Genomic DNA, 14,504 nt, shown 5'->3' on the forward strand with positions numbered 1-14,504 from the left:
ATCGGCCCCGCCGGGCCCGGCGGGGCCGATGGCGGCCGGTGGCGTGACAGCAGTAGCCAAGACCCGTGCATCGGCGGAGTCATCGTCCGGTACTCAGGTGCCACCGGATCTCGCCGTCGTGCCATTCGCCGGACGGCGTGAGCCCGGCGGCAGCGGCGACGGCAGCGGAAGCCCGGTGGTCGGGGTGGATGTGGGCGATCACGGTGTGCACCGGCTGCCGGCCGAGCCAGGCGATGAGTCCTCGGGCCGCTTCGGTGGCGATGCCCCTTCGCTGCCACGGAGTCCCCACCACCCAGGCGACCTCGGCGGTGGACCCCTGGCCCGCGGGGCCGACCGTCGCCTGGACCGTACCCGTCAGGCACGATGTGTCACGGAGCCGGACCACCCAGTTCAGCCAGGACACGGCAGGGTCGGGAGAACCCGCGGTCAGGCGCAGGTAGCGCGAGCGCAGGGCCTGCGGGGTGTCCGGCGTACCGCCGATGAAGGTGTGCAGGGCCGGATCGGACAGCACTGCGGCCATCTCCTCGGCGTGCTCGACGTGCAGCGGCAGCAGGTCCAGCCGCTTGGTTCGAATGGCCTGGGCCGCGAGGACGCTCACGCCTCGGCCGCCTCGGGGAGTTCCATGAGCGGACCGCGTGCGAAGCGGGCTGCCGCAGGGACGGCGGGGAGACGGGGTGCGGGCACGGCCCGCCACCGGTGCTGGTCGCGGTAGCCGTCCCCGAGGGCGACCGGTTCCTCGGAGCCGTGGGCGCCCACATCGGCCAACTCGGCCGTACACGCATGTGCTTCGGCCTTCAGCGCGGCGGCCGGCATCCGCCGCGCACCGCCGCGGACGGTCCCGTCCGGCTCATCCAGCAGCGAGCCGCCACTCGGCATGGTGCCGTCCTCGTCGACTACCGCAAGCACGGGCGTGCCCTCCCGACCGACGTCGCGACGTCGGCCTTCCTCGATGACCTCCGGTGACCGGACCCGTTGGGGCCGCACCGATCCCGTCCCCCCGGTTCTGCCCCGCGGTCGGCACCGGGATGGACCCGCTGCCGACCATCGCCTCGGCCGAATGGAAGGCCGGGCAGCCGCGGCTGGACCTCCTACGAGGACCGAGCCCGCGACACGCCGCCCACCACCGGCGCCCACCCCCCGAACCCGACCATGCTCGACCTCGTCCGAGGCTATGACCTGCACCTCCACGTCCGTCCGGCATCCGGGGAGCCTTCGTGCACTGAACTGATCCAGTGAGCCGTTGCCGAGTGTCCACGACGTCGCGTACACCACGCGAGTGCGGGGTGACATGCGCCCGCAGCGGCACCCCCAGGCATGCCAGGGCGGCTCTAGGCGAGTCCTCCGTAGGTGACCTCCCCCGCCGGTCCGAGTTCCCGGGTGACCCGCGCGGCGAGTTCCTGTCCCCGCACGTCGAGTGCGGCCCGACGCGCGTCGTCGTCCGCCTCGTCCCGGTCCGCCAGGTACTGCTCCATACCGGCGTCGAAGTCCTTCGCCCACCGGTACAGATCGCTCACCAGCCCGTCGGAGAGGTGCAGGAGCGCGGCCGGGTCGTCGGGCGCGAAGTCTTCGAACTCCTCGGACCTGAGCGGATACCACTTGAACTCTGCCTTGACCGTTGTGCGGACGGGAGGCGGCGGGCTGCCGTGTTCCTCCAGGCTCCAGTGCAGCCTCCTGCACGTCCAGCAGACGACCTTCGTCGCGTCGTACGCCTCGTCCCAGTAGTGCACGACCTGCCGCGGGCCGAGGCGCACGGCCAGGGACTGGGCCAGGGCCAGTCCCCGGCGGGCGTGCGCGCGCAGCTCCGTGCGACGTGCGAACCCGCCCTCGGGCCGGGCCCGGAGCCATGCGTCGAACGCGCCGACGAGGGCGGCCGGAAGACCGAGCGAGGGGTCGTCCGGCGGCAGTGCCCGGCTGAAGGTGTCCAGGTCGTCGGGCCAACCCGGCGCGGCCGGAAGGAAGAAGCAGGTCGCCTCGCCCAGGGCCCGGACGAGCAGGTGGCGCGGGCCGTCGGTCTGGCGCATGCGGGGTTCGCTCCTGTTCCGCTCCTGTGAGGAGACCGCTGTCCTTGACGGTGACGGCGACATGGTGGGGTCTTCCTCCGAGCACGGTTCCACGGACCGGCCGCACGGTGCCGGTGCCCTGGTGTCCGGTGGCCTTCCGCTCCGCGGTCCGTCCGGTCAGCCCCCGCAGCCTGTGCGACGGCCACCGCCGCGGCCCGCGTCCGTGTCGCCTGCACGGCACACCGCTGCGCGTGGGCCGCATGGCCGTGCGGCGGCGCCGGCGGGTCCGGCCCGCGCCCCTCCCACCACCGCGGCGTTCCGGCTACGGGGCGGGAGCCGCCGCGTCCTCCTCCGGCGCGGTTAGCCCGACGACCCGGCTCGGGTCGGCGGGCGGCGCGGCGCACGAACCGCGCACCACCAGCCGGGTCGGCAGCATCAGCCGCGCCTCGGTGGGCTCGCGCCCGGCAAGGACGTCCAGCAGCGTCTCCACCGCCCGCTGCCCCATGAGCTGCAACGGCTGCTCGATGGTGGTGAGGGCCGGCTCGACCATCGTGGCCTCGGGGATGTTGTCGAAGCCGATCACCGACAGGTCGTCCGGCACCCGCATACCGAGGGTCAGGGCGGCCTCCATGGTGGCGATCGCCGTCACATCGTTCGCCGCGAAGATCGCCGTGGGCCGCCGGGGCAGGGCCAGGAGGGTGCGGGCGGCCTCCAGCGACTCGTTGTCCTCGTAGCCGGCGTTGCGCAGCAGGCGGGGGTCGAAGGGTACGCCCGCGTCTTCCAGGGCGCCGCGGTACCCGGCCTCGCGCTGCCTGCTCGACTCCAGGTCCCGCGGCGGCCGGCCGAGGAACGCGATGCGGCGGTGGCCGAGGCCCAGCAGGTACTCGACGGCGAGCCGGGCACCGCGGTGGTTGTCCGCCGCCACCGTCCAGCCGCCGTCGCCTCCGCTGTGCGGGTCCACCGCGACCACCGGCGAGCCGATCCCCTCCGTCGAGACGGTGGGCGTCACCAGCACCGCCCCGTCGATCAGGGTCCCCGACAGCCGTGACAGGTACCGCCGTTCCCATCCGACCCGGCCGCCCGCCTCCGCGCCGGTCGAGTAGACCACCAGCTCGTACCCCGTGCCCTTGAGCCCGCGCGCCACGCCCTTCAGCAGTTCCGCGCTGTACGGCTCGATGGCCCACACCAGGACGCCGACGACATTGGTGCGGTGGTTGCGCAGGCTGCGCGCCACGAGGCTCGACTCGTAGCCCAGCTCCTCGATGGCCTCGCGCACCCGCTGCATCGTGCTCGCGGCCACTCCATGGCGGTCGTTGAGCACCTTGGAGACGGTCGCGACCGAGACGCCCGCCTGCGCGGCGACCTCTCTGATGGTCACTCGGTTGCTGGTCACGGTCCGAATTCTACTGGTCTGCCGCGCCGGCACCGATAACGTTATCGATAACGATTGACAACGCCGCGCGGCGCTAGCACGATGGCCGGGCACCACGGCGAGGCGCCTCGTCGTGAGGCGCGTGAGGTGTCCAGCGACACACGAGCGGCGCCGGACAGCAGGCCACCACTTCAGGGGTCGTGGTGGCCTGCGGTGCCGGACACGGAGCCGGGCCGCGAGCACGAAGCGGCCGACGGAGGGTGTGGAGGAATCCGATCACGGATGTGCCTGCTCGGCGGAGTTCCAGCGAGCCGTCGTCCAGCGCACTAACATCCGCAGGCGACCCCTGGGCGTGGTCCCGGTAATCGCTAGCAGCACCTGGTGCCGCGCCATCCCCATCCACACCCCTGGACACACCGTCGTGACCAGGGAAGAGAGGCGGACAGCATGACGGCATCGGTCATGTCACGAAGGACCGTGCTCGCGGCAGGACTCGCCGCCCTGTTCGGCGGTGCCATGACGGGCTGCGGCACCTCGGGCCCCAAGTCCGGCGGGACAGCGGGCGGTGGAGCGTCGGTCTGGATCCTCAGCGGTGTCACGGAGCAGGCCTTCCGCAACTCCTTCACCGGCTGGAACGACGCACATCCCGACCAGAGGTTCAGCGTCCAGGCATTCGCCAACGACCCTTACAAGCAGAAGGTCCGCACCGCGGTGGGCGCCGGCCAGGCACCGACGCTCATCTACGGCTGGGGCGGCGGCGTCCTGGACTCCTACGTGAAGGCCGGAGCGGTGGAGGACCTCAGCGACCTGGTCGCCGATCCTCATGTGAAGAACCGGTTCATCCCCTCGATCGCGGCCGGCGGGAAGATCGGCGGCAAGACCTATGCGCTGCCGAACAACGGCATCAAGCCGGTGATGGTCTATTACAACAAGGACCTGTTCCGGCAGATCGGTGCCGAACCCCCGAAGACCTGGGACGAGTTGATGAGCCAGGTCGCCGATTTCAAGAGGGCCAAGATCGCCCCGTTCACCGTCAGCGGCCAGGCCAAGTGGCCGCTGCTGCCGTGGCTCTCCTACCTGATGGACCGGATCGGCGGGCCCCGGGTGCTGAACGACATCCTGGCCGGCAAGCACAAGGCCTGGTCCGACCCCGCCGTGACCGAGGCGAACGAGAAGATCCAGGCACTCGTGGACGCCGGCGGATTCGTCGACGACTTCGCCTCCATCACCACCGACAGCGGCGCGGACGTGGCCCTGCTGTACACCGGCAAGGCCGCGATGACGCTGGCCCTGCCGTCCGCCTACCAGACGATCCAGCAGGCCGACCCGAAGTTCATCGAGAGCGGCAAGCTCGGCTACTTCCCCTTCCCGGCCGTCACGGGCGGCAAGGGAGACGCGGACGACGTCGTCGGCAACCCCTCCAACTACTGGTCGATCTCCGCGTCCGCGTCCGACGCCGACAAGGAGGCCGCCCGCGCGTACCTGAAGAACGCCCTGCTGAACAGCCAGTACGTCGGCGATCTCCTCAAGGAGGGCAATGTGCCCCCGGTGGCCGATCTCGGCCCGAGGATCGCCAAGTCCAGCGACCCCGACTACTTCACCGCGGTCTACCACATGGCCGCGAAGGCCCCGAACTTCGCCCTCTCCCTGGACCAGGCGCTCGGCCCCAAGGCAGGGGACGCGGTGCTCACCAACCTCCAGCAGATCTTCCTCAAGGAGATCACCCCGGAGAAGTTCGCGGCCAACATGAACGCCACCCTCTCCGGCTGAAATCGAGTTGACGTGTCGGTCCTTCACCCCCGAACCCCGGCAACCCGCTCTTCGATCACCCAAGAGCAACGCCACGGCGCCAACGGGCTGCTGGTCCTCCCGGCGCTGCTGATGTTCGTCGTCTTCGCCCTGGTCCCGCTCGCCGGCGCCGTGGTCCTCAGCTTCACGCAGTGGGACGGTCTCGGTGACATCGGCTGGGCCGGCCGGCGCAACTGGTCCGACGTGGTGAAGGACCCGGTCACCGGCAACGCCCTGGTACTGACCTTCAAGATCATTGTGGTGTCGTGGCTGGTGCAGACCCCGATCAGCCTGCTGCTCGGGGTCTTCACCGCCGGCACCCAGCGCTACCGCGCCGCCCTCGCCGCGCTCTACTTCGTCCCGCTGCTGCTCTCCTCCGCGGCCGTCGCCATCGCGTTCAAGGCCATCCTCGACCCGCACTTCGGCATCGGCGGGGCGCCCGGCCTGCACTTCCTCGCACAGAACTGGCTGGGCGATCCCGACCTCGTGCTGTACGTGGTCGTCTTCGTGATCGCCTGGCAGTTCGTGCCCTTCCACACCCTGCTGTACCAGGCCGCCGTACGGCAGATCCCCGCCTCTCTCTACGAGGCGGCGACCATCGACGGCGCCGGCCGGTTGAAGCAGTTCCGCTACGTCACGCTGCCCCAGTTGCGCGGCACCCTCATCACCTCCTCCACGCTGATGGTCACCGGCTCGCTGACCTACTTCGACGTGGTCTTCGTCCTGACCGGAGGCGGCCCGGGCAACAGCACCCGGTTGCTGCCGCTCGACATGTACCTCACCGGATTCGCCGCCAACGACATGGGCAGAGCCAGCGTTCTCGCGGTGATCCTCGTCGTGATCGGACTCGGACTGGCGTTCGCCCTGACCAGGTTCACGGGCTTCAGCCGGATGCGCAGCGAACAGGAAGGGCTCTGATGGCCACCACGACCACCCCCGCCGCAGGGCCCCGCACCCGGCCCGCCGCCCCGCTGGGCCCCGCGCGGCCGCGCACCGTGCGCAGTCGTCCCAACGTGCCCGCAGCGGTGGCCGGCCTCGTCTGGCTGGCCGTCATCATCCTGCCGATCTACTACGTGGTGATCACCAGCCTGCGCGGCCAGGCCGGCTTCTTCTCCGGCAACCCGCTCGCCCCGACCCGCAACCTCACCCTCGACAACTACGCGAAGGTGCTGGACAGCGGCTTTTGGACCTACTTCCTCAACAGCGTGGTCGTCACCGCCGCCTCGGTGGCGGTGACCGTCGCCCTGTCCCTGATGGCCGCCTACGCCGTGGTGCGCGGCCGGGGCCGGCTCGTGCGCTCCGCCTTCTCCGTCTTCCTGCTGGGCCTGGCCATCCCCGTGCACGCCACGATCATCCCGCTCTACTACATGATCACCCGCGTCCACCTCTACGACAGCCTGCTCGCGCTGATCCTGCCCTCGATCGGATTCGCCGTGCCGGTCACCGTCCTGATCCTCGCCAACTTCATCAGGGACATCCCCCGGGAGCTCTTCGAGTCCATGCGCCTGGACGGCGGCAGCGACGGCCGGATCCTGTGGCACCTCGTCGTCCCGCTGGCCCGGCCCGCCCTCGTCACCGTCGGCATCTACGACGCCCTGCACGTCTGGAACGGCTTCCTGTTCCCGCTGATCCTGACCCAGAGTCCCGACAAGCGGGTGCTGCCGATGGCACTGTGGACGTTCCAGGGCGAGTACACCGTCGACGTGCCCGCCGTGCTGGCCGCCGTGGTCCTGTCCACTCTGCCGATGCTCGCCGCCTACCTGGTCGGGCGCCGCTACCTCATCCGCGGTCTCACCGCCGGATTCAGCCGGTGACCACACGGCGCCACCGCCCCTGGGGGCCCGGGCACCGGCCACCGGATCTCTTCGCGGCACCGTGCCGCAGCACGCAAGGAGTACGTCCATGAACGACCCGTCCGTGATGCTCCAGGTCCAGGACGACCACCTCGCCACCGCCACGGGTGAGCCGGTGCGCCTGCGCGGCGTCGGGCTCGGCGGCTGGATGAACATGGAGAACTTCATCACCGGCTACCCGTCCACCGAGGAACTCCAGCGGGCAGCCCTGCGGCGCGTCGTGGGTGACGAGGCGTACGACGCCTTCTTCGACCGATTCCTCGAGGTGTTCTTCACGGACGCCGACGCCCGGCTGCTCTCCGGGATGGGCATGAACTGCGTCCGCGTGCCCTTCAACTACCGGCACTTCGAGGACGACGACCGCCCCATGGAGCTCAAACCCGAGGGCTTCGCGCTGCTGGACCGGGTGGTCGAAAGCTGCGCACGGCACGGCCTGTACACCGTGCTCGACCTGCACGCCGCACCCGGCTACCACAACCAGCGCTGGCACAGCGACAACCCGACGCACCGCTCGTTCTTCTGGACCCACCGCCACTTCCAGGACCGGGTGGTGCACCTGTGGGAGGCGCTGGCCGAGCACTACCGCGACAATCCCTGGGTGGCCGGTTACAACCCGCTCAACGAACCCGCGGACTCCGACGGCGAGACCATCGGCCCGTTCTACGAGCGGCTGCACAAGGCGATCCGGGCCGTCGATCCACACCACGTCATCTTCCTGGACGGCAACCGGCACGCCACCGAGTTCGACCTCTTCCGCGATCCCTGGCCGAACACCGTCTACACCGTCCACGACTACGCCCTCGCAGGCTTCGCCGACAGCGGCGACTACCCGGGCGTCTCCCGAGGCCAGTACGTCGACCGGGCCTTCCTGGAGGACCGCTTCCTGACCAGGTCCGCCTATATGCGCACCACCCGCACCCCCATCTGGGTGGGCGAGTTCGGTCCCGTCTACAGCGGCGACCCCGCGCGTGACGCCGCCCGCTACCGGGTGCTCGCCGACCAGCTCGCCCTCTACGACGAGCACGACGCGGGCTGGAGCCTGTGGACGTACAAGGACATCGGTCTGCAGGGCGTCGCGCACCTGCCGCCCGAGTCCCCCTACCTGCGCAGGATCGCCCCCGTCCTGGAGAAGAAGGCACGGCTCGGCGTGGACGTGTGGGGTGGTGTGGACTCCGGTGTGCGGCACATCCTCGACCCGCTGGAGAAGACCGTCGCCGAGGAGTTCCCCTCCTTCGACCCGTTGCCGTTCGGCCAGCAGCAGTGGATCCACGTCCTGGTGCGGCACATCCTGCTCGCCGAGCCCATGGTCGACGACTTCGCACGCTGCTTCGCCGGGCTCGACGCCGAGCGCATGCGGGCGCTGGCCGACTGCTTCGCGCTGGAGCGGTGCACCGTGCGCACCCCGCTCGTCGACGTGCTGCGGGAGCACCTGTGAGGATCACGGCGGTCGAGACGCTGCTGCGCGGCCCGCTCGCCCTCGTCCGCGTGCACACCGACGAGGGCCTGACCGGCATCGGGCAGACCGCCCCCTACGAAGCGGCCACCAGTGTCGGCGTCCTGCACACCATGGTCGCCCCGCTCTTCCTGGGCAGGGACCCCTTCGACGTGGAGGCCCTCGTCGACGAGTGCCTGCGGGTGCACTACAAGTTCCCGGGAAGCTTCCTGCTGCGTGCGCTCGCCGGCGTGGACACCGCCCTGTGGGACGTGCTCGGCAAGGCGTGCGGCCGGCCCGTCAGCAAGCTGCTGGGCGGGCACGTGAGGACCTCCGTGCCGATGTACGCCTCCAGCATGCGGCGCGACATCACCCCGGAGGCGGAGGCCGAGCGCCTGGGGGAGGCGGTGGCCGAACAGGGCTTTCGGGCCGTGAAGGTCCGGGTGGGCGAGGCCATGGGCCGCGACCGGGACGCCGCGCCCGGCAGGACCGAGCGGATCATCCCGTACCTGCGTGCGGAGCTCGGCGACGCCGTCGACCTGTCCGCGGACGCCAACGGCGGCTACTCGGCAGGCCGGGCCGTCCGGGTCGGCAGGATGCTGGAGGACCACGGGTACTTCCACTTCGAGGAGCCGTGCCCCTTCGAGGACATCGAGCAGACCGCGCGGGTGGCCGCCGCGCTCGACATCCCGGTCTCCGGCGGCGAGCAGGACATCTCGCTGCCGCAGTTCCACCGCATGATCAGCACTGGTGCGGTGGACATCGTGCAGCCGGACGTCGGCTACCTCGGCGGTGTCTCCCGGGCCCGCAAGGTCGCGGTCCTCGCCGAGGCCGCGGGCATCCCCTGCACGCCGCACTGCGCCAACGACTCCCTGCTCCAGGTCTTCACCCTGCACCTCGCCGCCGCCCTGCCCGCCTGCAGCCAGTACCAGGAGTGGAGCATCGAGAACACACCGTGGACCCGGGGCGTCTACGCACCGCTCCTCAAGGTGGTCGACGGTGCGGTCGACGTGCCCACGGCGCCCGGTTGGGGCATCGAGCTCGACCCCGCCTTCGAAGCCGCCGCGGAGCGCCGCACCTCCTCCGGCTGAGACGCTTCTCGCCCGGTGGAGGCCCGGGCCCGCCCCTCGCCGCCCACCTGGTGTTCCGGTCCCGCACGGCCTTTTCGACCTTGGGACGTCGCAAGGGGTGCGCAAGCGGCCCGAAAGCGCTGTAATGACGGATTGTGGTCAGCAGCGACTCGACGGGACGGGGAACGGGAGCGTTGCGTGTCGAAAGCGCGTTGGAGGCACTGCCCGCGGACCTGGACGCCAAGGAGCGTGCCAGATCCGTCGTCGAACAGGTCCTGGTCTTCACCGGCGCCACCTTCGCGGCCGTGTACCAGCCCGCGAAGGGCGGCGAGGAACTGCGCCTGACCGCCGGCGCGGGCGTGCCGCGCTCGCTGTACGGCCTCGACGACGGCTACCCCTCGGCCGGTGACGCACCGGTGGCCGCCGCCCACCGCTCGGCCGGGCCGCTGTGGCTGACCGGAGAGCAGCTCGCGGGCCGCGCGGACGCCGGGCAGGCGGCGTCCAAGGACATGTCGCTGGCCGCGCTGCCGCTGACCGGGGACGGCTTCGGCCGCGGCTGCCTGCTGGCGATCGCGGACGGCCCGGAGGGCTTCGGCGCCGAGGACCGGCGGCGCCTGGAGCTGCTCGCCGGTGCGGTCGTCGCCCCGCCGCCGCGGCGGCTGCCCCCGGGGGCCACGATGGCCACCCCCGCCGCTGACGTGCCCGCCAGTACCTTCACCCTGGCCATGGACAGCGGCCGTATCGAGGTCGCCGACCATGTGCTCGAACTCTTCGGCATCCCCGAGGAGGACTTCGACGGCCGGGTGGAGACGCTGCTCGCGCTGACCGTGCCCGAGGACCTGCCCACGCTGATGTCCGTGGTGGAGCCCGACCACATGGCCATCGGCGACCGCGAGCTCGACTTCCGCATCCGCCGGCCCTCCGGCGAGCCCAGATGGCTCCGGTTGCGCGGTCAGGTGCTGCCCGGCGGCGCGGGCCGCCCGCCCCGGCTGCTCGGCACCGTCGTCGACACCTCCCAGCTTCGGCCCGGCACCAACGACGTGTTCCGCATCCAGCAACTGGCCGCCGTGCTGTCCGCGGCCGGCACGGTCCGCGACGTCAGCAGGGCCATCGTCGCGGCCCTGCGCCACCCGCTCGGCGCGGACCGCGTCGCCCTGGCCGAGGTGGAGTCCGACCGGCTCGTGGTCACCGTACTCGACCCGCCGGAGCCGGAGGCATGGCCCGAGCTGTGGCGCAGCGAATGGCGCACCGAGTGGCCCGACGCACCGGTGCGCACCATGCCCACCGTGGCGGCCGCGATGCAGGACGGACGGCCCGTGGTGTGGCCCGCGGGGGCCGTCCTGGAACCCGCGCTCGCCGACGTGGGCCCCGGCGGCCTCGCCGTGGTGCCACTGCCCGCCACCGGTCGCACCGTCGGGGTCTGCCTCATCGGCTGGGACGAGCCGCACACGGCGGGCCCCGACGAGCGGGCCCTGCTGACCGCTACCGCCGGGCTCGCCGGCCAGGAACTCAAGCGTGTGCACGCGCTCGACGCGGAACACGAACTCGTCGGCATGCTCCAGCGCACCCTGCTCCCGCGCCGGCTGCCCGAGCTTCCCGGTGGACGCGCCGTGGCACGCTACCTGCCCACCACGGTCGGCCTTGAGGTCGGTGGCGACTGGTACGACGTGATCCCCATGCCCGACAGCCACGTGGCCCTGGTCATCGGCGACGTCCAGGGCCACAACGCCGGGGCCGCCACCCTGATGGGCCAGATGCGCACCGCGCTGCGCGCATACGCCGTCGAGGGCCACCCGCCGGATGTGGTGGTCTCGCACGCCAACCGGCTGCTCGTGGGCATGGAGAGCGACCTCTTCGCCACCTGCTGCTACGTCGACGTCGACATGGAGGAGGGCACCGCCTGGTGCGTTCGGGCCGGGCACCTGCCGCCGGTGCTGCGCCACCCGGACGGCTCGACGGAGTTGATCGAGACCGAGGGCGGACCGCCGCTCGGCGTGGTCGGCGAGGCGGAGTTCCCCATGGCACCGCTGCGGTTGACACCCGGTTCGCTGCTGGTGCTCACCACCGACGGACTCGTCGAGGCACCGGACCTCGACCTCGACGACGGCCTGCACCGGCTGCGCGAGAATCTCGGGCAGGCCGACCCCGGGCACCTGGGCCAGGTCGCCGACGCCCTGCTCGGCACCGGCAACCGCAGCGACGACGTGGCCCTGCTGCTGCTGCGCTACGACGGCATGGCGGTGCGGCCGCTGCGTGAGAGCTGGACCATCTGGCGGGTGCCCGAGGCACCCCGGCACGCCCGCCGCTTCACCAAACGCACCCTGCGCGCCTGGGGGGCGGCCCACGACCTCGACACGGTCCTGCTGGTCGTCTCCGAACTGGTCACCAACGCCCTCGTACACACCGAGGGGCAGGTGAGGCTCGAACTCACCCTGGTCGGCGACCGTCTGCGGATCGCGGTCGGCGACTCCTCACCGCGCACTCCGGTCAAGCCGACGAACATCGGCTGGGAGGCGACCGGAGGCCGCGGCATCCTCCTCGTGCAGGCCGTGTCCGACGCCTGGGGGACGCTGCCGGTCAGCGGCGGCAAGCAGGTGTGGAGCGAGATCCTGCTGGGCTGAACCGGCCCGCTCGGTGTGCCCGCCCGGCTTCCCCGGTCGGGCGCTGCCGGTGTGCGGGCCCGACGGGCCCGGCGCGGCGCGCACGGCCGGTGGCGCGGCGACCCTACTGTGGGTCGGGGTGCGGCACCGGAGGCGACGGGAGGTGCGCCGCCGTGGACATGGGCCTGAGCGGCAGACGTGCGCTGGTGACCGGATCGAGCAGGGGCCTGGGCAGGGCGAGCGCGCGCATGCTGGCCGCGGAGGGAGCCACCGTGGTGGTGCACGGCCCGGCACCGTCGGACGCCGGGGCTGTCGCCGCCGAGATCCGCGCGGCCGGCGGCAGCGCCGAGACCGCCGCCGGTGACCTGACCACCGAGGAGGGCGCCGCGGAGGTGGCCCACCAGGCACTGGCAGGCGGGCCTGTCGACATCCTGGTCAACAACGCGGGCACCTACGACACCCTGCCGTGGAGCGAGGCCATCCCGGAACTCTGGGCGGCCACCTACGAGACCAACGTGGTGTCAGGGGTGCGGATGATCCGGCATCTGGTGCCCGGCATGCGCGAGCGGGGCTGGGGCCGTGTCATCCAGTTGGGCGGCGGCCTCGCGGTCCAGCCCATGGCCGTCCAGCCGCACTACAGCGCCACCCTCGCCGCCCGGCACAACCTCGCGGTCTCGCTGGCGCGGGAACTGCGCGGCACGGGTGTCACCTCCAACACCGTGGCCCCGGGTGCGATCCTCACCGAGGCCGTCCGCGAACTGCTGGTCCAGGAGGCTCCGGCGCGCGGCTGGGGCGACACCTGGGAGGAGATCGAACGGCACGCCACCGAGACCTTCGTCCCCAACGACACCGGTCGCTTCGGCCGTCCCGAAGAGATCGCCGCCGCCGTGGTGTTCCTCGCCGGCACGCACGCCGGTTACATCAGCGGTGCCACCCTGCGCGTGGACGGTGGCACCGTCCGCTGTGTCCAGTGAACCGCGCCCCGGGTCACACCGCGGGCACGGTCCGGTGGATCTGGCGGAGGAAGGCCGCGTTGTCCGGTGTCCTGCGCATCCTCTGCAGGAGGGTGTCGAGACCGGTGTGGCCTTCGCTGCGGCGCAGGGCGCGGCGCAGGCCGTGCAGGGCTGTCAGATCGCGGGCCGGCAGGAGCAGTTCCTCACGCCGGGTGCCGGAGGAGGGGATGTCGACCGCCGGGAAGAGGCGTTTGTCGGCCTGTGCCCGGTCCAGCCGCAGTTCCATGTTGCCGGTGCTCTTCAGCTCCTCGAAGAAGTACTCGTCGGCCCGTGAGCCCGTCTCGACCAGGGCGGTGGCGAGGATGGTGAGGGAGCCGGCCTCCTCGGTGAGCCGCGCGGCGCCGAACAGCCGTTTGGGGCCGTGCAGCGCGCCGGCGTCCACCCCGCCGCTGAGGGTGCGCCCGCCGGCGGCCGCCGCGTTGTTGTGCGCGCGGCACAGCCGGGTCAGCGAGTCCAGCAGGATGACGACGTCCCGGCCCTGTTCGACCATGCGCTGGGCGCGGGCCACGGCCAGCTCAGCCAGCGCGATGTGCTCCTTGGCCGACCGGTCGAAGGTGGAGGCGAGCACCTCGCCGTGCACTCGCCGGCGCATGTCCGTGACCTCCTCCGGGCGTTCGTCGAGCAGCACCACCATGAGGTGGCACTCGGGGTGGTTGGCGGCGACGGCGCCGGCCACCTGCTGGAGCAGCACCGTCTTGCCGGTCCTGGGTGGTGCGACGATCAGGCCGCGCTGGCCCTTGCCGATCGGCGCGAGGAGATCGACGACGCGCTCGGCGAGCCCTCCCCCCGGATGCTCCAGGCGGAGCCGGTCCCGGGGGTGCAGCGGTGTGAGGTCGCGGAAGTGCGGACGGGTGTGCAGGTCGGCCGGTGGGCGGCCGTTGACCAGGGCGATGGTGCCCAGTGCGTGCGGTCCGTCGAGGTCGCACACGAGGGTGTCGCCCTTGCGCAGTCCGAGCCGGCGGATCTGCGCGGCGGACACCTGCACGTCGTCGGGGGTGGGAAGGCAGTGGTGGCCGCGGAGTAAGCCGTTGCCGTTCGTGGTGATGTCCAGGACACCGGAGGTCCGTTCCGGGCGTTCGGCGTCGGGGGGAGGGGTGGGACGTTCGAGTGTGGTGGTCATCCGGGTCCTTTCATGGGACAGCACGGGAAAGGCCTGAGCTCGACCCGGCGCCGGTGCGACGGCACACGGACGTCCGGAAGCGGTGAAAGAGCGGAGCAGAGCGGAACGGTACGGAAGACCGACATGCCGAAGGGGAGCCGCGACAGCGATCCGGGGAGAAACACGAGGAAGAAGCACGGGTGCCAAAATTCGGCACACACGACTGCTGATTTGAATGTACCACTACCCACCCTCAGCGTCACCCCCTCCCAGGGGC

General features: G+C 71.6%; 12 protein-coding genes. 7 read left to right on the forward strand and 5 right to left on the reverse strand.

What is annotated here, in order from left to right:
- Positions 1–79 precede the first annotated feature (79 nt).
- From IE313_RS21955 to IE313_RS21970, 4 genes are all read right to left on the reverse strand, one after another.
- Positions 80–598 (reverse strand): GNAT family N-acetyltransferase, encoded by a 519-nt coding sequence (locus IE313_RS21955; protein WP_189934884.1) that lies wholly within the window; start codon positions 596–598, stop codon positions 80–82.
- The gene (locus IE313_RS21960; protein ID WP_189934886.1) at positions 595–906 is read right to left on the reverse strand and encodes a hypothetical protein; all 312 of its coding nucleotides are present in this window, start codon (positions 904–906) and stop codon (positions 595–597) included. Before IE313_RS21960 ends, IE313_RS21955 begins: the two co-directional genes overlap by 4 nt.
- 422 nt (positions 907–1,328) lie before the next feature.
- Complete coding sequence (locus IE313_RS21965) at positions 1,329–2,021, reverse strand: immunity protein CdiI family protein (protein WP_189934888.1); 693 nt, start codon at positions 2,019–2,021, stop codon at positions 1,329–1,331.
- Positions 2,022–2,322: 301 nt separating this feature from the next.
- Positions 2,323–3,393: a LacI family DNA-binding transcriptional regulator gene (locus tag IE313_RS21970; protein WP_229924847.1), complete on the reverse strand. Its 1,071-nt coding sequence runs from the start codon at positions 3,391–3,393 to the stop codon at positions 2,323–2,325.
- Between the two features lie 441 nt (positions 3,394–3,834).
- Here IE313_RS21970 and IE313_RS21975 point away from each other — a divergent pair, with 441 nt between their 5' ends.
- The 7 genes from IE313_RS21975 to IE313_RS22005 all read left to right on the forward strand — a co-directional run bounded on the left by IE313_RS21975 (position 3,835) and on the right by IE313_RS22005 (position 13,089).
- Positions 3,835–5,142, forward strand: a complete 1,308-nt coding sequence (locus IE313_RS21975) for an ABC transporter substrate-binding protein (protein WP_189934890.1) — start codon at positions 3,835–3,837, stop codon at positions 5,140–5,142.
- Positions 5,143–5,253: 111 nt separating this feature from the next.
- Complete coding sequence (locus tag IE313_RS21980) at positions 5,254–6,078, forward strand: carbohydrate ABC transporter permease (RefSeq protein ID WP_189935243.1); 825 nt, start codon at positions 5,254–5,256, stop codon at positions 6,076–6,078.
- On the forward strand, positions 6,078–6,974 hold the full coding sequence (locus IE313_RS21985; RefSeq protein WP_189934892.1) for a carbohydrate ABC transporter permease: 897 nt from the start codon (positions 6,078–6,080) through the stop codon (positions 6,972–6,974). The genes IE313_RS21980 and IE313_RS21985 overlap by 1 nt, the downstream gene beginning before the upstream one ends.
- An 88-nt stretch (positions 6,975–7,062) precedes the next feature.
- Positions 7,063–8,448, forward strand: a complete 1,386-nt coding sequence (locus IE313_RS21990) for a glycoside hydrolase family 5 protein (protein ID WP_229924848.1) — start codon at positions 7,063–7,065, stop codon at positions 8,446–8,448.
- Positions 8,445–9,536, forward strand: a complete 1,092-nt coding sequence (locus IE313_RS21995; RefSeq protein WP_189934893.1) for a mandelate racemase/muconate lactonizing enzyme family protein — start codon at positions 8,445–8,447, stop codon at positions 9,534–9,536. Before IE313_RS21990 ends, IE313_RS21995 begins: the two co-directional genes overlap by 4 nt.
- Positions 9,537–9,670: 134 nt before the next feature.
- Positions 9,671–12,136: a SpoIIE family protein phosphatase gene (locus tag IE313_RS22000; RefSeq protein WP_189934895.1), complete on the forward strand. Its 2,466-nt coding sequence runs from the start codon at positions 9,671–9,673 to the stop codon at positions 12,134–12,136.
- A 158-nt stretch (positions 12,137–12,294) separates the two neighbouring features.
- Positions 12,295–13,089 carry an SDR family NAD(P)-dependent oxidoreductase gene (locus IE313_RS22005; protein ID WP_229924864.1) on the forward strand — a complete coding sequence of 265 codons (795 nt, stop codon included), beginning with the start codon at positions 12,295–12,297 and terminating at the stop codon, positions 13,087–13,089.
- Positions 13,090–13,102: 13 nt separating this feature from the next.
- Here IE313_RS22005 and rho read toward each other — a convergent pair whose 3' ends face one another.
- A complete protein-coding gene (rho, locus tag IE313_RS22010) occupies positions 13,103–14,248 on the reverse strand; it encodes a transcription termination factor Rho (protein ID WP_189934899.1) in 1,146 nt (381 codons plus the stop codon).
- Positions 14,249–14,504 lie beyond the last annotated feature (256 nt).

The organism is Streptomyces sulfonofaciens (genome assembly GCF_014656295.1).
Taxonomy (GTDB): domain Bacteria; phylum Actinomycetota; class Actinomycetes; order Streptomycetales; family Streptomycetaceae; genus Streptomyces; species Streptomyces sulfonofaciens.